The organism is Bradyrhizobium sp., assembly GCF_030693485.1.
In the GTDB taxonomy this organism is placed as follows: Bacteria; Pseudomonadota; Alphaproteobacteria; order Rhizobiales; family Xanthobacteraceae; genus Bradyrhizobium.
Genome location: NZ_JAUYAN010000244.1, coordinates 1 through 21115, shown reverse-complemented (window position 1 = coordinate 21115; position 21115 = coordinate 1). Strand labels below are relative to the sequence as shown.

Annotated in this window: 16 protein-coding genes and 1 pseudogene; 9 read left to right on the top strand and 8 right to left on the bottom strand. The window is 58.3% G+C overall.

Translation table 11 applies throughout. From position 1 onward, the window contains the following. The 5 genes and pseudogenes from Q8N40_RS17965 to Q8N40_RS17945 form a co-directional block, all read left to right on the top strand. A pseudogene (locus Q8N40_RS17965) lies at positions 1 to 178 on the top strand (phosphonate ABC transporter ATP-binding protein); the annotation flags it as partial. A 26-nt stretch (positions 179 to 204) separates the two neighbouring features. Continuing rightward, positions 205 to 1074, top strand: coding sequence for a phosphate/phosphite/phosphonate ABC transporter substrate-binding protein (phnD, locus tag Q8N40_RS17960; RefSeq protein WP_305712769.1), 870 nt, complete (start codon positions 205 to 207; stop codon positions 1072 to 1074). After that, entirely contained in the window at positions 1074 to 1880 is an 807-nt protein-coding gene (gene phnE, locus Q8N40_RS17955) for a phosphonate ABC transporter, permease protein PhnE (RefSeq protein WP_305712768.1), read from the top strand. The genes phnD and phnE overlap by 1 nt, the downstream gene beginning before the upstream one ends. Before the next feature lie 10 nt (positions 1881 to 1890). Continuing rightward, positions 1891 to 2901: an NAD(P)-dependent oxidoreductase gene (locus Q8N40_RS17950; protein WP_305320630.1), complete on the top strand. Its 1011-nt coding sequence runs from the start codon at positions 1891 to 1893 to the stop codon at positions 2899 to 2901. A 1-nt stretch (position 2902) separates the two neighbouring features. Then, on the top strand, positions 2903 to 3769 hold the full coding sequence (locus tag Q8N40_RS17945) for a LysR substrate-binding domain-containing protein (protein ID WP_305712767.1): 867 nt from the start codon (positions 2903 to 2905) through the stop codon (positions 3767 to 3769). Between the two features lie 755 nt (positions 3770 to 4524). Here the strand turns inward: Q8N40_RS17945 and Q8N40_RS17940 are convergent. Together Q8N40_RS17940 and Q8N40_RS17935 are read right to left on the bottom strand one after the other, a co-directional pair. Next, entirely contained in the window at positions 4525 to 5598 is a 1074-nt protein-coding gene (locus Q8N40_RS17940) for a hypothetical protein (RefSeq protein ID WP_305712766.1), read from the bottom strand. A 16-nt stretch (positions 5599 to 5614) separates the two neighbouring features. Then, positions 5615 to 6952 (bottom strand): cyclopropane-fatty-acyl-phospholipid synthase family protein, encoded by a 1338-nt coding sequence (locus tag Q8N40_RS17935; protein ID WP_305712765.1) that lies wholly within the window; start codon positions 6950 to 6952, stop codon positions 5615 to 5617. Positions 6953 to 7282: 330 nt separating this feature from the next. On the opposite strand from Q8N40_RS17935, the gene Q8N40_RS17930 reads away from it, so the two are divergent. The 3 genes from Q8N40_RS17930 (at position 7283) to Q8N40_RS17920 (ending at position 14391) form a co-directional block, all read left to right on the top strand. Further along, a complete protein-coding gene (locus Q8N40_RS17930; protein WP_305712764.1) occupies positions 7283 to 8998 on the top strand; it encodes a ShlB/FhaC/HecB family hemolysin secretion/activation protein in 1716 nt (571 codons plus the stop codon). A 10-nt stretch (positions 8999 to 9008) separates the two neighbouring features. Beyond that, positions 9009 to 13076, top strand: a complete 4068-nt coding sequence (locus tag Q8N40_RS17925) for an S-layer family protein (protein WP_305712763.1) — start codon at positions 9009 to 9011, stop codon at positions 13074 to 13076. Between the two features lie 841 nt (positions 13077 to 13917). After that, positions 13918 to 14391 carry a hypothetical protein gene (locus tag Q8N40_RS17920; protein ID WP_305712762.1) on the top strand — a complete coding sequence of 158 codons (474 nt, stop codon included), beginning with the start codon at positions 13918 to 13920 and terminating at the stop codon, positions 14389 to 14391. Here Q8N40_RS17920 and Q8N40_RS17915 read toward each other — a convergent pair. Further along, a complete protein-coding gene (locus Q8N40_RS17915; RefSeq protein ID WP_305712761.1) occupies positions 14379 to 15173 on the bottom strand; it encodes a CHC2 zinc finger domain-containing protein in 795 nt (264 codons plus the stop codon). The two genes, Q8N40_RS17920 and Q8N40_RS17915, sit on opposite strands and share 13 nt — an antisense overlap. A 77-nt stretch (positions 15174 to 15250) precedes the next feature. On the opposite strand from Q8N40_RS17915, the gene Q8N40_RS17910 reads away from it, so the two are divergent. Continuing rightward, positions 15251 to 15505: a hypothetical protein gene (locus tag Q8N40_RS17910; RefSeq protein WP_305712760.1), complete on the top strand. Its 255-nt coding sequence runs from the start codon at positions 15251 to 15253 to the stop codon at positions 15503 to 15505. Positions 15506 to 15538: 33 nt separating this feature from the next. Here the strand turns inward: Q8N40_RS17910 and Q8N40_RS17905 are convergent, their stop codons facing one another. From Q8N40_RS17905 to Q8N40_RS17885, 5 genes are all read right to left on the bottom strand, one after another. Then, positions 15539 to 15724, bottom strand: coding sequence for a hypothetical protein (locus tag Q8N40_RS17905; protein ID WP_305712759.1), 186 nt, complete (start codon positions 15722 to 15724; stop codon positions 15539 to 15541). A 1-nt stretch (position 15725) separates the two neighbouring features. Continuing rightward, positions 15726 to 16709 carry a replication-relaxation family protein gene (locus Q8N40_RS17900; RefSeq protein ID WP_305712758.1) on the bottom strand — a complete coding sequence of 328 codons (984 nt, stop codon included), beginning with the start codon at positions 16707 to 16709 and terminating at the stop codon, positions 15726 to 15728. A 102-nt stretch (positions 16710 to 16811) separates the two neighbouring features. Further along, positions 16812 to 18989: a helicase HerA domain-containing protein gene (locus tag Q8N40_RS17895; RefSeq protein WP_305712757.1), complete on the bottom strand. Its 2178-nt coding sequence runs from the start codon at positions 18987 to 18989 to the stop codon at positions 16812 to 16814. Further along, positions 18976 to 19353: a hypothetical protein gene (locus Q8N40_RS17890; RefSeq protein ID WP_305712756.1), complete on the bottom strand. Its 378-nt coding sequence runs from the start codon at positions 19351 to 19353 to the stop codon at positions 18976 to 18978. Before Q8N40_RS17890 ends, Q8N40_RS17895 begins: the two co-directional genes overlap by 14 nt. A gap of 52 nt (positions 19354 to 19405) precedes the next feature. Further along, complete coding sequence (locus tag Q8N40_RS17885) at positions 19406 to 20659, bottom strand: type IV secretory system conjugative DNA transfer family protein (protein ID WP_305712755.1); 1254 nt, start codon at positions 20657 to 20659, stop codon at positions 19406 to 19408. Positions 20660 to 21115 lie beyond the last annotated feature (456 nt).

The window sequence follows — 21115 nt, the reverse complement described above, 5'->3', positions numbered from 1 at the left end:
CGGCATCACCGCGATCGTCAGCCTGCATCAGGTCGATCTGGCCCGCCAGTTCGCCGATCACATTATCGGCCTCGCCCAGGGGCGCATCGTCTTCGACGGCGCGCCCGATCAGCTCGGGTCGCACACGCTCGATCACATCTACGCGACGGAACGCCAGCGCCTGGCGCAAGCGGCCTGATCGAACCCTTCAACAGGAGAGACTACATGATGTTACGCCGTGATTTCCTCTTGGCATCGGTCGCGACCGGCCTTTGCGCGCTCACTGGCCCGGCATGGGCAGACAAGACCAATCCGGAAAAGCTGCGTATCGCGCTGCTGCCCGACGAGAATGCCGCGACCATCATTCAGAACGCGCAGCCGTTGAAGGTCTATCTCGAGGGCGTGCTCAAGAAGCCGGTCGAGATCATCGTGACCACCGATTACTCCTCGATGATCGAGGCGATGCGGTTCGGGCGGATCGAGGTCGGATATTTCGGCCCGTTCTCCTATGTACTCGCCAAGTCGAAAGCGACCGAAATCGAGCCGTTCGGTGTCGGCGTCGAAAAGGGCAAGCCAAATTACCAGTCGATCCTGATCGCCACCGCGGACGGGCCGGTGAAGGAAATCGCCGACATCAAGGGCAAGCCGTTCGCGTTCGGCGACCGGGCCTCGACGTCGAGCCACCTCGCGCCGCGTGCGCTGCTCGCCAAGCAGGGACTGATCGGCGATGCCGACTACAAGGTCGTCCATCTCGGCCAGCACGATGCGGTCGCACGCGCCGTCGCCGCCGGGCAGGTCCCCGCCGGAGCGTTGTCCGAATCGATCTACCGAATCCTGGTCGAGAGCAAGAAGGTCGATGCGACAAAACTCAGGCAGATCGCGCTGTCCGATCCGATTCCGAATTATCCGATCACGCTGCAGGGCTTTCTGAAGCCCGAACTGAAGGACGCGATCAGGAAGGCATTCCTCGATCTCAAGGATCCGGTGATTCTGAAGCTGTTCCGCGTCGAGGCCATCGCGGCGGCAACCGACAAGGATTACGACGTGCTGCGCGACATGGCGAAGGTGCTGCAACTCGACATCGCCAGGCTGTGATGAAATCCGCTTCGCCAGCCTTTGACGTCATTCTCGCCGACCAGAGACGCTCCACCCTGCGCGGTGCGGGGCTGGTTGGCCTGATCGTCGCCGCCTGCGTCGCCGCGCTCGCGGCAACCGGCTTCTTCGACGCGCAGCGCTTCATCGAGAGCGGGCCCGCGATCTCCACGCTGGCCTCGGAAATGGTGCCGCCCGATTTCGGCCGCTGGCAGACATGGCTGCGGCCGCTGCTGGACACGCTGGCGATGTCGATCGCGGGCACCGCGCTCGCCGTGCTGTTCTCGCTGCCGCTGGCGCTGCTCGCCGCGCCCAATACCAGCCCGCATCCGGCGGTCTATCTGGCGGTGCGCACCTTGCTCGCCTTCCTGCGTTCGGTTCCGGAGATCATCCTCGGTGTGCTGTTCGTAGCCGCGGTCGGCTTCGGCGCGCTGCCGGGAGTTCTCGCGCTGGCGCTGCATTCGATCGGCATGGTCGGAAAGTTCTACGCGGAGGCGATCGAGCATGTCGATCCCAAGCCGCTGGAAGCGGCGCGCGCCGCCGGTGCGACGCCGATGCAGGTCATCATGCACGCGGTGTTGCCGCAGGTGCTGCCGCAGTTGACCGACGTCACGATCTACCGCTGGGAATACCATTTCCGCGCCTCCGCCGTGCTCGGCATCGTCGGCGCCGGCGGCATCGGCTTCGAATTGATCGCGGCGCTGCGGCTCTTGAATTACGACCAGGTATCGGCCATCCTGCTCTCGATCCTCGCCTGTGTCGTGATGGTCGACAGCGTCGGCGCATACTTGCGTAAATCGCTCAAGTAACGGTGCACCGATGACGCAATCGCCCCTCATTGTCCTGACCAGCCGGGTTTTCCCGGAGACGCGCGCCGCGCTCGAACGCGTTGCCCGTGTCGTCGCGAACGAGGATTCCGAACCCTGGAGCCGGGACGAAGTGATCGAACGGTGCCGGGAGGCCAACGGCCTCATGGCGTTCATGACCGACCGGATCGACCGGGCCTTTCTCGAACGATGCCCACGATTGAAAGTCATCGGTGCCGCGCTGAAAGGCTATGACAATATCGATGTCGATGCCGCGCGCGAACGCGGCGTCCAGGTCACCATCGTGCCGGACCTGCTGACCGTGCCGACCGCGGAACTGGCGATCGGATTGATGATCGCGCTCGGGCGGCACATCCCGCGCGGCGATGCCGGCATCCGCCATCAGGGTTTTGCGGGCTGGCGACCTCAATTGTACGGAACGGGAATCGGCCATTCGACGGTCGGGATCGTCGGGTTCGGTCTGGTCGGCCAGGCCATCGCGCGTCGGCTGCGCGGGTTCGGCTGCCGCATCGTCGCCTTTGACACGAACCCCTTCGATGAGGGTGCCGGCGTCGAGCGGGTGGCATTCGATGACGTCTTGAAGCTGTCGGATTTCGTGGTGCTGGGCTTGCCGCTGACGGAGAGCACCACCAGCTTGATCGATGCGGCCGCCATCGGCCGGATGCGGCCGGGGGCGCTGCTGGTCAACCCCGCGCGCGGCTCGCTGGTCGATGAAGCCGCGGTAGCCGATGCGCTGGAGAGCGGCCATCTCGGCGGCTACGCCGCCGACGTGTTCGAATGTGAGGACTTGGCGCGGCCGCACCGGCCGATGTCGATCGATGCGAGACTGACCGCGCCGGGGGCGCGAACCGTGCTGACGCCGCATATCGGATCGGCGGTGACATCCGCGCGGCGCCAGATCGAACTGTCCGCCGCATCAAGCATCCTGCAAGCCCTGGCAGGCCGGTTGCCCGCCGGACTCGTCAAAACACCGAACATGAAGACCGCAGCATTGACCGGATGAAATGCTGAACCTGACCCACGCTCGAACCTTCCTCACGGTGATCGCCGCCCGCGGCATCCGTGCCGCCGCGCGCCAGCTCGATCTGGCGCCGTCGACCATCGTGGATCACATCCGCCAGCTCGAAGAGGTCTTGGCCGCGCCGCTGGTACTGCGCCGGCGCGGCGGCGCCATGCTGACCGACCAGGGCGCGCGCTTCCTGCCGTTGGCGCGTTCGCTGGTCGAAACCGCCGCGCGCGTGCGCGGCCTCGTCCAGCTCCCGACGCTGCGCGTGGCGGCATCGAGCAATGTCGGCACCTATCTGCTGCAGCCGCATCTGGCCGCCTTCCAGCGCAGCGCCGGCATCCCGGTGGAGCAATGGATCGGATCGAACGGCGATGTCATCGCCCGGCTGGAACGCGGCGAAGCCGATCTCGCCGCCATGGAATGGTGGGACGGAAGGGAAGGCTTTGCCGCGCGCACCATCGCGCGCGAGCCGCTGGTCGTCATCGTCGCACCCGATCATCGCTGGGCCGGGCGTGGCTCGCTGTCCGTCGCCGAGCTGCAAGGCGAGCCGCTGCTCGGCGGTGAATCCGGCACCGGCACCGGGCATCTCCTGCGCAGCCGGCTCGGACCATCCGCCAGCACCCTCTCGGTCGTCAACGGCTTCGGCAGCACCGAGGCCGTCAAGCGCGCGGTCCGCGCCGGCGATGGCGCGTCGATCGTGATGGAATCCTCGGTCGCCGACGAAGTTGCCGCTCGGCGCCTCGTCGCACTCCGTATCGAAGGCGTCGACCTCGCCAAGGAGATCAAATTGATCGTCGCCGACACGCTGCCGCCGACCGCGCCGGCGATGGCGATGTTCGAGGCATCGCGGGGGTGGAGCGGTTAGAAGGGCTTTGCCGGGAGTCGATAGCCGAATTGTATCATGAATTCTCAGTTCCGGGACAATGCCCCAATGCCCGCCATCAAACAGCTCGCACCCTATTGCGCCTTTGTTGACGTCTTTTTGCCCTCATTTTTAATGATGGCCCAACGCGAGCACGTAAAGGACGAGCAGCCGACACATGCGGTAGCTCCTGCACACGTGCAGTAGTCCGGCGCAGCCGCTCCTGACGGCAAGTTTCCCCTGCCTGTTACACACGTAGCTTGATAATAGACCTTTTCTCGCGCTTCACTGCCGGTCGTAGCCAGGAAAGAAAGGCCGAGTATCGTCAGAAACAAGAACGAGATTCTCTTGGACGGGATTGCCTTGCGTCGGGTCATTTCATTCTTCCCTGGGCGGCCACCAACATCCGAATTCCAGCCCGTTGCGGCCGTTTTGTTCAGAGGGCCTTTTGTAGCTATGGTGACAGTGCACTAAATGAGTTGTCACGTCTCCGGCTGTAAAGCAGCGATCTACACAGGTTTACTCGCAGGGAAGCTGACTGCTATTACGCATGACGGTGACAGTGCACCTAATTCGCTGGCAAAAAGCAGTCTGGTGCCCTGGCCGGAATCGAACACCGACGAATAACGCCGTCAAATAAGGGGTTCTGGAAGCCTTCCGAGCGGGTACTCACAGCGTTACTCACGCGATTTTTGGTTCCCAGTTAGGGCTGGTTCGGTTCTCATCCATCGGTAGTCATGTCATCGGACGGTTGGGACTTAATTGATTTTGCATTTTTCCAAACGTGAGGTTTGTTCCGTCTTCAGGGCAGAGTTTGCTTCTTTGACGTCAGTTGATCCTGATGTCGGCGCGGGTTCCTTGAGCCAAGGTGCGAAGGCGAACTGGGCGGGATATGAAACCGATGCGACGTAATTTATGGTGAGTGCGCACTTCTGTAGGTTTGGGCTAGGGTTGTTGTAGATGAGCCAGGCATTCGACAAAATCGACCATCCAATGGAGGCGGTGAAAAACCAATTCAGCACCAAGCAGTACGGTTCAGGTTTAATGAAAAAGTATCGATCCCAAATGAAGGAAAGAAAGAATACGTAGTAAGCTGTGAACGCAATGAAAACGAAGACTGCTGTCAGTCTCCCTGTAAAGTGCAGGAAACCTATCAAGAGTGAAAATTGCGTAACGGCAATAAACCAGACGAACAAGAAAATCATCGCAAGCATAAGTGCTCTTATCGACGCAATCCGAGTCCCTGACATGCCGGCCAAAGGTCCATTGTCAATCTTGAGACGCCTTAAATCGAGCATGCTTCTGAACCCAAGTGGTCCCCCCACGGTGTGGGAAGCTGGGTACAGAAAAACAACCACCGATTGGACGATGTAGTTAGACTTACAGAACTGCATCAAAGCTTCGCGTACGTCATTATGATGTGAGTCAGGAGGCGCGTCTGGATTGGATCGAGCGACGCTGTCAATAATGTTCTGGATGCTGACGATGTCCTTGGTTCCTTGATAATAAAGATAACCAAATCGCATAAAGTAAAAAAATAACAACAGTATTGCCGCGAGTAGTACCCACGTTCTTGGAAGGCTTACTGCGTTGTCGAATATTCGTACGGAAATTGCACTATGGGCGCCCGCCAGGGCATCAAGGGGCGCTGGCTGAATACCATCGTATATCATCACAAAATAGACGATGCTCAAAACGAGAAAAGGTAATATTATTCTGACCAACTGAACCTGAAGGCTGTGCATTTCCGGCACTTTGACGCGCATCAGTTCCAAAAATTCTTTCAATTCTAACTTTATGTCGGAGACCTCTAACTTTCTGTCGGAGGACATAGCCTCTCCTTGTTGCTCAAATGGCCTTGCGGAAAACAAACTGCATTACATACATGTCGCTTTGCCGAAAAGCGGCTTCGGAGCCGGCAAAGTAGAAATCATACGTGCGACGTACTTCTTCAGGGTATTTATATTTCAGCAGCGTGCTCCATGAACGGTTCAAACGACGCGCCCAATGACGTAGCGTAAGTATATAGTTGGGCGCGTCATAGCGATGGGTTCTGTCGCAAATTTTAAGGCCGTGCGCAGCAGCGGCTCGAAGAATCTCATCCTCGGTTGCAATATATCCGCCCGGAAATATGTGACGGTCAATCCACGGATTAGTCACACCGGGGTGTTTGCGGACAATCGTATGCACCAGCGCAAAACCGCCAGCCTCTAGAAAACAATTTATCGCTGAAAAATAGTCTCCCATCTGTCGGAGTCCGACATGTTCGGCCATTCCTACGCTGACGATGCGATCATATCGCGGGCTGTCCCTGCGCAAATGTTCACGGTAGTCCTCCAGCAAGTAAGCCAACTGATCCGGATCGCCGTGTTCTTTCGCAAAATTCTTTGAATATTCAAGTTGGTTCCTCGAAAGAGTGAGAGCGGTTACCTTGGCTTTGTGTTCGGTCGCCGCGAGAAATGATAGGCTGCCCCAACCTGAACCGATTTCCAGAAGCCGATGACCAGGCTGCAACTGTAGCCGTTCTATCGTCTTGTCCAATTTGATACGTTGGGCATCCTCGATTGCGAGATCCCCGGTCTGGAAGTCCGCGCAGCTGTAAACCATTCTTGAATCTAGAAACGACGAGAACAAATCGTTTCCGACGTCGTAGTGTTGTTCGACATTTGAAAAGGACCGCGATACGCCATATCGCTGCCGGAGCAGGAAGAGTAAGCGCCGGAAACCGAACACTACACTCCCAAGGCTTGACTTTCGCTCGAACCGGTTGGCGCGTTGGATAAGCATGGCCAACGCATCAGCTAGGCGACCGGATTCCACATCCCATCCGCCATGCACGTACTGCCATCCCGGCGCGTACAACGGGCGCAGCAAGATCCTAGGCAAGCAAGAGTAATTGTTGAAGCGAATGACTGTTGGTGCGCTCGATAATGCTCCGACTACTGTTCTCGAACGGTCGGGCGAGACGACTATCAAGTCGGCGGCGGGCAGCAGGAGCTTCAGAACCGACAAGCTCGCAAGGTGCAACGGCTTCCAAACAAGATCGAACCGCTTTCGGCGGGCAACACTCCCGACCGATGACGTTTTGACGACTTCCGTACAACTGGCGGTCAAATTCTTTTGCGTCGCAAACTTTGCGCTGTGGTGCGGCATCCCCTTGGCCAATTGTGGGTTTCGATAACTCATGGTTAACTACTTGTATAGCTTGGATATTTTGTCATATGGGATGCGCGACCGTCAAGTTCAAGTCGAAGGACTCTTCTCACTTTTTCTCCCGGCCCGCCGCAATCAGATTAAGACAGGCGCATGCGCAAGGCAACGCGCCTAGGCTGCGTCTGGCTTGATAAGCCGGTACACAAGTTTTTTCCGGTCAGGGCCGGTTCGGTTCTGATTTCATCGCAAGCGGCTCCCGAAGAATCTTGCCCAGTTGACGGCGCTCCGCAGACAGCTGCGCTTCCAGATTAGCCAACTTTTGGTTGCGCAAGGCCGTTGGATCGGGTTCAATGCCCGCGATAATTGAAGAAATACTTCTGGATTATTGCGTTTTTGGGGGCGTTTGTGTTCGGGTGGGTCGGTAGGAACGCTGCCGCGGCGGCCATGGTGCTCTTTGCAACATCGGCTGCGGCGCAGATTATTCCGCCAAGCGAACGGCCCGGCAGGGAGAGTGAGCGATTCAGCCAGCCGCCCGCGCCGCAAGCGCAGCCCGGACCCGGCGCCATTTCGCTGCCAAGCACCATTGCGCCGGCCGGCGCTGCGAGCACGGCGATCATCATGCGCGACATCCGCATCACTGGATCGACGATTTACAGCGCCAAGGACTTCTTGCCGCTTTATGAGGCGCTGCTTGGCAACAAGGTTGCGGTGCAGGCGATCTACGATCTGGCCCGAGCCATCACCGCAAAATACGGCAATGACGGCTATGTGCTGTCGCGCGCGATCGTGCCGCCGCAGCAGTTGAGTCCGAAGGGCGCAATCGTCCATATCGAGATCATCGAAGGCTATGTGGACCGAGTGGAGTGGCCCAGCAAACTGTCACGCTACCGCGATTTCTTTACCAGCTACACCGCCAAGATCACCGCGGATCGTCCGGTCAATATTCGCACCATTGAGCGTTACATCCTGCTTGCCGGCGATCTGCCAGGTCTGAAATTTGCAACCAGTCTGAAGGCTTCGGAAACCAATAAAGCAGCGTCAACGCTCGTGGTGGAGATGACCGAAAAGCATATTGACGCCATGGGCAGGGTCGATAATCGCGGCACGCCGGCACGCGGCCCCATCCAATATCTTGCCGCGACGACACTGAACAATTTACTCGGACAGCACGAGGCGCTGACCTTGTCCTGGGCGAGTGTCGAGCCGGTGCGCGAGTTGCAATACTACTCGCTCAACTATCGGCAGGTGCTGAACAGCGAGGGGCTGACGTTCTTCGCTGGTGCCAACAGCAACGGCGGTCGGCCGGGCACCGCGGCGCTTGAATTGTTGAACTACCGCACCAAGGGAAATTACTTCGATGCAGGATTGTCATATCCGATGATCCGCTCGCGGGAAAGCAATTTGACGATTTCCGGCCTGGTCTTTTCCAGCGAAAATCACAGCGACATTCTCGAATTGCCGTTCAATGAAGACCGGTTGCGTGGCCTGCGCGGCAGGATCGACGCCGACATCGCCGACGTACTGCGCGGCGTCAACCAATTCAACCTGACCCTCAGCCAGGGCATCCAGGGCCTCGGCAGTACGGTGAACGGCAACCCGCTGGCCTCGCGGGCGGTGGGGCGGGTTGATTTCAGCAAGATCGAATTCAGCGCCAATCGCACCCAACCGCTGTTCAATCCGGTGTCAGTGTATCTGGCGAGTTACGGGCAATATGCGTTCCAGCCGTTGTTATCACCGGAGCAATGCGGCTATGGCGGCCGGTTTTTTGGCCGGGCCTTCGATCCCTCGCAGCTGCTCGGCGACAGTTGCTTTGAGGCGCTTGCCGAGGTCCGCTACGATATTCCGACCGTGGTCCCGCAGGGTGGACTGGTGCAGCTCTATGGCTTTACCGATTGGGGTCGACTTTGGACTCGGTCAGCCGCAGTAGGCACGCCGGCCCAAGTCGAGGCCGCCTCAGTCGGCGGCGGGGTTCGCATGGCATATCGCGATTATCTCAACGTCGATCTACAGGTCGCCAAGGGCGTTGAGGGTCCCCCTCGCGGCTGGCGGTTCTTCTTTGCCGTCACGGCAAAGTATTAGGAGCGGGGGAATGATGATGGCTCGTTTCCGCAATACGCTGCTCGCAACCACGGTCCTGATGCCGCTGGGGGGGCTTGCCGCGACCGCTAATCCGTTGGGATCGCAGGTGGTCGGCGGCACCGCCAACGTGCAGGGGCAGGGAACGTCCACGGTGACGGTCACCCAATCGACCGACCGTGCCATCATCAACTGGAACACGTTCAACATTGGCAGCGGCGAAACCACTCGCTTCGTTCAGCCGGGTTCATCGTCGGTCACGCTCAACCGGGTCACCGGCGGCCTCGGCGCATCCGTGCTCGACGGTACGTTGACCGCGAATGGCCGGATCTTTCTCGTCAATCCCGATGGCATTCTGTTCGGCGCCGGCTCCAGGGTGAATACCGGCAGTTTCCTTGCCACCACCAATGACATCCGCAACGCCGACTTTATGGCGGGGCGGTATCAATTCAATACTCCGGGACGGCCGGAGGCTTCGATCGTCAATCTCGGGACGATTACCGCGCAGAATGGCGGGTTCGCTGCGCTGGTGGCGCCAGGGGTTCGCAACACCGGCACCATCACAGCGAATCTCGGCACGGTAGGTCTCGCGGCCGGCAACAATTTCAGTCTTGATTTCTATGGCGACCGCCTGATCACGCTCGGCGTCAATGATTCCATCGCCGCCAGGGTGATCGATGTCGCGACCGGCAGGCCGCTCAATGCGCTGGTCCGGAACGACGGCAAGCTGAAAGCCGATGGCGGTAGGGTTGAACTGACGGCCGCCGCGGCACGCCTGGTGGTCGATTCCGTCATCAACAATAGCGGTGTCATCGAGGCCAATTCGATCGGCAGCCGTAACGGCATGATCGTCTTGGGCGCGGCAACGCGCGCGACCAAGCCAATGGGGGCGCCGAAACAAACCGTGAGACTGTCCGGATCGCTCTCGGCAGCCGGCAGATCAGGGGGCACCCAAGGCGGCACCATCGTCGTTACCGGTGAAAACATTGAACTGGCTGCCGCGACGATTGACGCTTCCGGGCAGACCGGTGGCGGGAGGGTTCTGATCGGCGGGGATGTCGGGGGAGGCCGGGGCAATGCAGCCGTAGCCAACGCCTCGGCATCCGCGCTGGAATCGTTCGGCGTGCCGACGGCATCCACGGTCGGTGTCGATGCAGCCACCACGATTGATGTGTCGGCCAAAGCCACCGGCAACGGCGGCAAGGTTGTGGTGTGGTCAGATCAGGCTACCACGTTCTACGGAACGATCAGGGCGCAAGGCGGTCCGGAGTCCGGCAATGGTGGATTTGTCGAGGTATCAGGGCATCAGTCGCTGACGTTCAATGGCCTCGTCGATACCGGCGCGCCTCGTGGCACGAACGGCACACTATTGCTTGATCCGCAGGATACTTTGATCACGACGGTCGCAGGGCCGGGCGTTGTCACCGTATCGTCGATCCAGAACGCACTCGCCAATGGCGACGTGGTGGTAACCACCGGATCAGGGGGTAGTGAGCCAGGCAACATCACGGTTGCCTCCAACATCAATTGGACCACCACGAATGCGCTGACGCTCAGCGCGCACAGAGACATCGTTGTCGATGCGAGTATTTCCAATTCTGGCGGTGCCGCAGTGAATTTGCGGGCTGACAACACCGGCACGGGGTTCGGTACGGTAAGCTTCGGCGGTGCTGGATCAATTTCAACATCGGGGGCTGTCTCGATCTACTACAATCCCTCCGTTAATCCTGTCGGCAGCACTGTCAATACGGCGAGCTATTTAAATCCAACCGAGAACTTTTCAGGCAATGTGACGAGCGGGCAACTGTTGGCCTATATGCTGGTGAACAGTGTGTCTGACCTGCAGAACGTGCAAAACAATCTGAACGGGAGATACGCGCTCGGGAACGATATCGATGCCGGTCAGACGGCCACTTGGAATGGCGGACTGGGCTTCTTGCCAATCGGATATTCGTCGGCGAGTACGACAAACAGCGCGGTACCAACTTATTCGCCTTTGATAGGTATCAACGCGACCCCGGCTAGATTTCTGGGCGTATTTGACGGGATGGGCTACTCAATCAGCGGCCTCACTATCAACAATCCTGGTGCATTCAACTTGGGTTTGTTCAGTTGGATTGGGGCGGGCGCCATAGTTCGAAATGTAACCGTCGTCGGGAGCCTCACGGGGGGCTCCGAATATCAGAATTTCGGTCTGCTCGCCGGGTGGAATCTTGGTGCCATCTCAAACTCAAATGTGAGCGGCATCGTCAGCGTGGGAGATTCATCCTTCAATATCGGCGGACTCGTTGGATGGAATTGGGGCGGCACGATCACGAACAGCTATGCTGCCGCGAATGTGACAGCCGGTAATAGTGCCGGCGGCATCGGCGGACTCGCAGGTTTACAGGGTTATTATCTCAGCGCCGGGGGCACAATTAGGGATAGCTATGCCACCGGCGTTGTCCAAGCCGGTGACAATTCGTCCGGTATTGGTGGCTTGATTGGGGATAACAACTCCGCAATCATCCGAAATAGCTATGCCACGGGCAACGTCATTGCTGGAAACAATGCGCAAGCTATCGGAGGCTTTGCCGGCCAAAGTAATGGATATTGGGCCACCAATCTGATTACCGCGAGCTACGCCACAGGAAACGTCTTTGGCGGCACCGGCTCTAGGTATGTCGGTGGGTTGGTTGGATTTAACCTTTGGGGTGCCGTTCTGAGCAACTCCTATGCCACCGGGAACGTTACCGGGGGGACTGCCGTTGGTGGTCTGGTGGGGTGGAATGGGTACAATGGTCAGCCCGTTGGGGCGACAATCAACGCATCATACTCGACGGGTTTTGTCAGCGGAGCGAGTCTGGTTGGAGGCTTGGTCGGCTTCAATAACGGCGGGACAACGACCAACAGCTATTGGGACACGCAGACGAGCGGACAACCAACCAGCATCGCAGGTGGCACCGCTATGACAACCACCCAGCTTAAATCGGGCCTGCCGGTCGGATTCGATCCATCCGTGTGGGGCAGCAGCGCAGCTGTCAATAGCAGCTACCCCCACCTTCTGTGGCAAGCTGCGAACCCGCCTCCTGCTCCAAATCCGACGGTGTTGCGCCCCGGTTTAATCCCAATCACTATTGCAATCGATCCGGAACAAAAAATCTATGGCAATGCTGACCCGGTTTTAACCTACCACGTCACGTCCGGAGGCCTGTCGGCTGGTGATACATTTGGCGGGTCTCTGACCCGTGTTGCTGGCGAAGACGTAGGAACATACTCAATCTCGCCAGGAACATTAACTTTGCCGGCAAACTACAGCGTGACGTTCCTCAGCTCAACTTTGATCATACAGCCGCGGCCGATCACGGTAACTGCAAATGCACAGAGCCGTCCCGTTGGAGCGGCCAATCCGGCGTTGACCTATGCCGTTGGTGGGCTCGGCTTAGTTGGAAGCCACACTCTATCGGGTTCGCTGGCAACAAACGCCACAACGAGCAGTCCGGCTGGCACATACCAAATCACGCAGGGAACGCTGGCGAATTCGAATTATGCAGTCACTTACGTTGGTGCGAATCTCACGATAGTGCCTCCGCAAACGACCGATCCAACGGCCGGACTCCTTTCCACGTTCGCTCAACTCACCAATCAGGCTGCAGGGTTGAAAATCGTGTTGCCTGCAACAACTGTAGCATCGGAGCAGTCGTCTATCTTTCCGGTGGTCAGCGACGAGGATATTCGGGTGGAGGGCCGCAAATTACTAGATGCGCTATTCGCACAGGCAAATACAAACTATTCAATACTTGACGCCTACCAATTGTTTGTCGACGTACTCACCCTGGTCGGTAGTTTCGACAGCAAGTATCACAACGAGGAAAATAATCAAAAAACTTTCCTCTTTAGGGGAAAGCTCATAACCGGGTCTGATCTGAATTACTATTACGAGGGATTATTCTTCTCAACTTATGGCTGGCCGAAATGGACGCTCTATCGCTCTATGGAAGCGTGGAAACTTGGAAAGTATCATCAATTGCCGAGCTCCAATGCGTATTGGGCGGCAGATCAGGGTTACACTGACGGCGCTGTATATCAGTTTCTAAATTGAGGCTACCGGTGGATTAAGTGCTCGAAGCAACATCTTTTTTCGATGTATAATGTCTCACATGCAATCAATAGTAGGATTCTTGAAGTTGTGGCTCGGGTATATCGTCTACTTTGTATTGATGAGTTTGAGCGTAGGAACAATTCGTTCATCATTCGCCCAGTTTGACAAGAATGGCACAACCATTTCGGTCCTGTTCCTTTGCTCTAGTGTACTGCTTGCCATATTGCCAATTAACTTCGTGTGGAGCCGTAGGCGAAATTTGAAACGAGGGCGATTGAAGTATTTCGTTTTGCCGGAACCAGAAGATAAATCTACTTGAAACGCAGACGAAAACCTCTTACCCAAAATTGCACCATGTGTCGTGTCCAAAAAAAGGGCCCAGCCGGTAAGCGAGGGCCGGCGAATTCCTAGTTTTAAGCTGTTTGGTCAGGTGAACTCGTACTCAATCGGCTTCATCTTCGTCCTCCAACTTGTACGAGATTGCAATCTCATGCGCCATAATCGGGACATTCGTTGTCGCATTGTGCTGACAATACATCGTCCCATTTTCTCACCGCAGCGATAGCATTCATAGACATTGCGAAATAAGGGCATACCTCTTCTTCTGCAAGCTGGAATAGCCCGCACGTTGCGGTTCATCGGTTCATCAGCTCTCAACGGGGTTCGTAAGGTCCCTCGCCCGCCAGCCGGCCTTGTGGTTCGGCCTTGAGGTCTTAAGAGCATCGGGGATGCGCTGCCGCTGACGCTATGTGAAAACCCTACGCGCGCCAGCGAGACGCAGTGTGAAAGCTTCACGAAACCGTTGGTTGGCATTCGCACTTGAGGACAGTACGCAAGCCAAATGTACGTCGTCGTCAAAACGATCAAAGGCCGCCGCTACCGCTACCTTCAGACAAGCTTCCGCCAAGGAAAGCGGGTCTATACCAAGAGCATTTGTCTCGGTCCGGTTGACGGAGTTGTGGCAAGACGCCCGGCCCGGGGCGGGACCGGCGGGACTTCAGCTTTCCTCGATGCAGAGCAAATGTCGCAAGAAGATCGCATGATGGCGTCAGCCGAACGGGCCGCCGCAAAGATAGACAAATATCAACGCGAGACATTTGGCGAAACCGCCGCCGAAAGAACGGAGCGCCAGCGTCAGGAACACCTGAGCGATCTCCATGCAGCTTACGGCCTAAGAACTTCTGACATGAAGAGTTCTGGGCCTCCACAGATTGCCATAGGTCAATCGCCCACGGCCGACGCAAAAGAAAGCCCCTCAGAAGATGAGGGGCAAGAGCACGACGCAAGCGAAGATCAAGGTGCTCAGAACAACTGAGCAGGTTCGGTCTTCTTCTCGTCCATCAATGCCGCCAACATTTCGAGCTGCTGAGCAGCAATCCCGTCGGTGAGAAACGCCACGACGCTCTCCGGCGCGACGCCATTTTCCACCGCCAGCAGCACCTGGAGCGGGTCCCGGCAGACGAACAGGTCACCACCTTCGGCCAGCCGGTTGGCGTTGAAGATCGTCGAACCGGGGTCGAAGTTGTGAAAGAGCAGAGTGGGTGACTGCTCCTTCGACACCGCAACCCCGACATAGGCCAGCAACGTTCCGTCCTTGCCGTGCACCGGCACCGCGTAGCGCCCCCGAAGCACACCCTTGCCTGCATAGCCGCTTTCAAAGGCGGCAGCCGTTGCCGGCGAGATGCCAAGCGCCTGAATCGCCGGATGCTCCGGTTCGAGATAGGGGAGCGGGTTGAGTCCCGCCTTCTGGTTCTGGGGAACTGTCGGAGAATGGTTCGGTATAGATCCTCGGGTGCGGGCCGGGATTGTGGGAACCGTTCCTCCGAACTGTGACTGAACCAATTGCGCAGCCTCGTTCTGTGAGCATGATTTCACATGCGCCACGAGCTTGATGAGGTCCCCGCCAGTTTTAGCGGGGAAGCAATAGAACAGACCGCGCTCGGGTGTAATGACCAGGGCACGATCACCGCCCGTGTTGCAAATCGGGCAGGGGCCGCGGTGTTGGGCCCCGTGGGCTTTGAGCGTCAACGCCAGCATTTGCGCCGCTTGCAGGATGGTGATGCGGGATTTCAGCTCGACATAGTCTACATACGGCATGGGGATAGCCTCCAATGAACTGCCGCTTCCCATTGTACCATGAGGGAGGAACTGCACATTGGAAGGAGGAAGACAGGATGTCAGTCACCGAAGGAACTACCCGCACCGTCCGGCAAGGGACGGAGCGTCGAAAGCCGGTCTACGTGGTGCGTGCGCCCGATCCCAACGCCCGCGGACGCTGGGTCACGCTCGGCTATGCGTGGCACCGCAAGAATGGCGAAGAGGGTTTTAGCCTGAAGCTCAATTCGATCCCGGTCGGGAATTGGGACGGCGCGCTGGTACTGCTGCCGCCGCTGTCGAATGAAGAGGTCCCGGAACAACCGGAAGCCTGAACGACAAGGGCGCCCCACAGGGGCGCCCTTTCCTTATGTCGTTTCGGGCGTCGCCCGCGCCGGGCAGCTCCGGGCGGTATGGCCCGTTTCGCCGCAACTGCTGCATTTGACGGCCTTCTTCTTCACTTCCCCGCACAGCAATGCGGTCAATTGTTCGTCGATCTCCTCGCGCTTCCGAATCAGGTCCTTGGTCAGCGCGATCCTTTCGCTCAGCTCCATTTCAGTTCTCCGTGCGGTTGATGAAAAACGGCGGACTGCCGACACGGTCCCAGCCCGAGGTGAGCAGGGACAATGCGGGTTGAGGGGCGCGTTCGAAGCTCCCCAAGCTCGGTTCAGCCTTGAACAGGAAGGCGCGCTTCCATTGGTTGTCGCCCGCGAGGTCACGCAGCAGGGCCTTGATGCCGTCGAGATGGCGGGCGTTGGTGGTAATGGTCAGCAGCAGCATCGGTGTCGCCGTCATGCCGAAATGCGTCTTATAGCCACCTCGCGAAAGTACCTCTCGATACTGCAGCAGCTTCCGGAGATACGAGGTTTCGTCGAGATTGGAGCGGGTGAGCGGCATGGTGCCGCGATCAATCTCTAGCGCAAAGCAGCGAAAGCTGCCGTTGGGGTACTGCAAGCCGAAAACAGCGTCTGGAATGATCGGACTGTCTGACCGCTGCACCTTGCCGCTCGGAAACAGATGCGAAATCGAGACTGGGATGGCAAACGGTTGACGGGCATCTTGCGTGGCCTTGGGCGCCCTCGCCAGAATCTCGGTGCAGGTGATGAATCGAAGTCCGGATGTCCTTGTCGAAGCCTCGATCGCAGCCACGGTGTGGCAGATCGTCAGGTTGTGCGCGGCAAGCGACTTGGCGCCGTAACGGCCTTGCTTCAACCAGGTTGCCGGTTCCGACGAATCGCTTCGCTGTGAAATCAGCGCGGCACCGTCGTCGGACAATTCATAGATTTCCGGGTCGTAGAGCGGGTCGCGCATGAAGGCGCGCTGGGGCAGCCGGTTGAGCAATCCATGCTCATGAAAGAGATCGCTCAACGCGGTCCGAACATTGGTGTTGCGCGAACCGAGCAGTGCGTAAAGGTGGTTGGTGTCGAGGAAGCGGTAGCGATGCAGCAGTTCTAGGATTTGAAAATGCCGCGGCGTTAAGCGCGCGAGCTTTCCGCGAGGGGTTCGGCGATGTCGCGATCGTCGCTTGGTGGCTTGCATAGATAACGAGATACGCCGCCCGCGCCCCGTGTAAACGTCGGGAGTACGCCGCCATGCATCGCCATGCGCGCGGGCGTATCAGGATGCGGCCAGACAAAAATTCTACCATTGTTTGCTGGCGGCGGTGGGGGACTCGGGCGGTTGTTGCTGCGGGCCGTCCGGCTGAGCCTCCTTGTTGTGCTCCGGTTCGGGTTCGGACTGCGCAAGCATTTCCGGTTCCTGCGGTTGGACGACCGGCGGGGCCGGCAGCGCCGCGTAGCGGTTACGCATGTGTTCCTGCAACGAAAGACGCTCTGCCTGTTCCATCCTGGCGAGCGCCTCCATGGTGCCAAACGGAATCTTCAGCGAAATAGCGCCCGGAGTAAAATTCTTGACATAGGCCGCCCAAGACCCGGTAGGCTGCTGCTGTATGAAGGACGGCGCGCACCGCAATTCGCGGGCGATCGCATGGGCGTCGCGATCGGATACGCCACCGACGAACTTTATGCTTGTGTTGGCAAACAGGCTCTCAAGTACCCCCTGGCTGATCTGGGACAAATACTGGTGCGCCAGAATGAGACCCACGTTCTGCTTGCGGGCCTGCTCGAGAATGGCCGTCACATTGGCGTCGCTTGAAATATAGTCATGGCATTCGTCGATGTAGACGAAGCACGGCAATCGCTCCGAAGGATGCAAGGTCGCGCGCTCCTGCGCCGCGTTGGCAATCAAGGCGATAAAGAAGCGGCCAAATACCTCGGTCCCGTTCTCCTTCAACAGGTCCTTGGCGGTGTCGATCAGGATGACCTTGCCGGAGTTCATCTCGGAAAACAGGTCGAGTTTGGACTTCTCATGCGAAAACATCCGCCGGAACGTCGCATTCGATAAAATGCCGTAGAGCCGCCGCACCACCTCTTTCTTGGTGGTCTCGAACTGACCGCGCTTGACGTCGAATTCGCGGTTGAAGAAGTCCTGGGCAGTCTCGTCCAGCTTCGCAACATATTGCTTATACTTGGCCAGCGCGCCCTCCTGCATCAAATCGCGGAAGGTGTGGATGGTAGCGCCCGGAATCTCCAGCATCAGGGCCAGCGTGAAGTCGAACAGGGTGGCCTGCTTGCTGGTCATGTCGCTGCCGAGCAGGGAACTCAGCACGAAGTTCAGCAGCTCCTTGGCACTGTTACGTAGCCGTTCCTTGTCGAGGGCCGAATAGCGCTCCAGCCGTTGCATCCCCATGTCGAACAGATTGAGGGCGACCGGGTGCTCGATGTCGTGGGGATCGACAAGGCACAGCCGCTCGGGATGGTCAGCAAAGACCTTCAAATTCGAGATGGTCCGGATCAGGTCACCCTGGCTGTCCATCACGACGATCGATGCTTCGCCACGCATGACCCGGTCGATGTCGGCGGTGAGCAAGTGCTGGATGGTCTGGGTCTTGCCATGGCCGGTGCCTGCGAGAATGTGCATGTGCTCGAACCGGGACTTTTCCGGGATTCGAAACGGCACGTCGGCCGTAAAGAACTCCGCGAACGGCGTCCCAGACAGGAACTTTGCCGCTATTTCGCGCGGCACCATGTCCCTGGCTGTTGACGGGGTCACCAGCGACCGTGCCCGCTGCATTTCCACGCGAGTCAAACCGGATGCCCGTAACAGATTGTCGTCCAGCCGTTGCCGGACCCGGTCGAATAGACCGGCGCGCGTTACATCGTCATCGTACATGGTCGCCATCGTGCGCTCCACCGCGTCGACGGGCTGGGCACAGACATCGATGAGCGAGACGAGGTACGGCGCCGGCTGGTCGAGTTCGTCGGATTCGGCGAAGGCAAAAGCCGGAAAATGGTTCATTTGCCCTTCGAGGATCCGGATGATCTTCTCGCGCCAGATGCCAACGTAGAACTTTGGGTCGCTCAGGACCCGCTCTTTGACCAAAAGGAAGGCGCGCCATTCCAGCAACTGCGCAATCGAAAGATGATCGAAGTCAGGCCGATCGGGCATGCCATAGATGACGGGTTCCTCCATCAACAGCCGCCAGGCGACCTCGTGCATGGACTCTCGCAGCGCGATGCTTGGAACTCGACCGGCCCGCCACGATGCGTCCTGTACCAACTCGCGGACGAAGTCGATCTCAGCAAGCTCTTCCGAGTAGGGCGAGGCGTTGTATGCCTGGGATACCCGTTCGTGCAGATTCCGAACCTCGTTCCGGTCGCGGTCGGCCAGCGAACCGACGAAGGCGGCGCGCAGGTTCGTCCATTGGAAAACGTTCGAGATTGCCCAGTGGAAGATGTTTTGCCGTTTAGATGGTAACAACTTCCTCTCCGCCGAAATGAACAGCGGCGTTGAGGACCTGCTTGAAGGTCAAGGCCGCCTCCTTGATCTGCTCCTCCACCGCCAGCATCTCGACGATGTCCTTGCATTCGACGCGTTTGCCGTTGATCAAATCGCTGACGGAGACGGAAATGTTCATCGCATTGAAGGCGAGCCGGGAAGCCAGCCCGAGCAGCCCCGATCCGCGGTCGACGAGCTCACTCTTGCTGTAAAGCACGGCATCGCCGAGCCGGTAACGCTGGATGCTGGTCATTTGCTCCTGGGTAATCTCAGCTCTAACGTCGAGTTGAAAGATTACCTTACCCAGCAAACTTGCCCGTTGATCCCGTCGCAATATCAGGTTCATCAAAAAACCCCTCTCCCTAAAATTGCAATTATGAAAAGGACGTCTCAGCCCGTCAAGCGGTGTTTTTGATGAAGCGGCCGATCCGCCCGTCGATAACGGCGCGGGGGAGCGCGTATTGCGACCGGCAGCGGTTACGGATTTTCCTGGCAACTTTTGGCTGCGCGATTTCCGGCATCGGGGGCATCCGAAGTTCGGTGGTCCGGTCGGTCCGGGCGTAAGCCCGAAACGGCGCCAGTGCCGACAGGGCGGTGTCGTCCCGTCCGAGTTCGAATTCGGGGGTGAGGGTTTCGGCGTCCAAGGCTCCGGTCCGAAACGCCAGCATCGTTCCCACCGTGCCGAGCACGGCCGCCTTCATGGCGGGGGAGAGTTGATCGAGGTACTGGCAGGCAATCGTCAGCGAGACCCCAAACTTTCTGATCCCGGACAGCATCTCAATCACAGTGCTGTTGCCGAAATGATGAAATTCGTCGAGATAGAGATGGAATGGCATTCGGGTTTTGCGCCGCAATGCGTTAAGGTGGAAGTTCGACAGCAACAGCGCCCCGATGAGGGACGATTTTTCGATTCCCAACTCGCCTTGTGGCAGCCGCGCGATGAAGATCTTGCCCTGGTCCAGGATTTCGCCGAAATCGATCGCGGTCCGGGATTGCCCAATTGAGTTTCGAATGGTTGGGTCGGCAATTAGCGCCCCGATCTTGTTGAGGGTCGAAAGTGTGCGTTCGCGTTGCTCGCGTTCCGGCATGTGAGTTTCGAAGTCGGTCTGCCAAAAGTCTCGAACGGCCGGGTCCAAAACATTGGCAAGAACGCGGGCCCTGAAGGTTCTTGACGTAAGCAAGAACTTCAGGCCCAGCAGGGTGCCGTCCTGGCGGTCGAGCAACGCCGCCACCCCGGCATATACGAACATTTCGACCTGAGGCCCCCAGGAATGGCCCCAGATCGCGCGAAAGCAATCGACAACCGCGGAGGCGACAAACGGGCGGCGCTGGACCGGAATGTTGTGGAGGGGATTGAAACCGATCGGGAAGTCAAAATCCGACGGGTCGTACAGGATCACATCCCGTTGCCGTTCCGGCGGGATCAGGGACAGCAATTGTTCCGTGTCATCGCCGTGGGGATCGAAGAAGGCGCAACCGGCCCCCGACGCAATATCCTGCAGAATAAAGTTCTTTAGCGCGGTGCTTTTTCCGGTCCCGGTCCGGCCAATGACGAACAAATGTTGAAGCCGCCTCTCGTCGGAAATGTCGAGTGGCGTGAAATACTCCTCGCGCCGATGCGGATCGAATTGTCGGATGAGTCCCAGCTGCATTCATGGCAGCGCCGCATCGCAACAAACATCCAAAGGCGGCGTGCCTCATGCTGTAGGAGTTCGCCCGATAGGGAGCTGCCGTAAGCGCACCAAAAGAACTGTCCCATAACATTCTATCGTGCAATGTCCGCTCACTGTTCGTCGGCGCTGCTCGCTTTCGCGAGCAGTCGAAGGCCGACCCAAGCCGGCCTTCCCGGAGCGCCGATGCCGTGTAGTGATAACTCACGGTCATTCGGCGCGCAGTGGTGTCTTGTCCTTTAGCGAGCGTTGTTAATAAGCGAGCTAAGGCAAGACAGGATGGATTGGGTCGGGCTTTGGAAGCACGACGAACAGTGAGCGGAAGTGTTTATTCCTGCGCGAGTTTTCCGCGCGGTGGCATGGAAAAAGTCAATGTCAACAGATAGCCATGGCTGTATCCATGGTAGGTGGGGTTACTGTAACGCCTGTCCCGGCGGC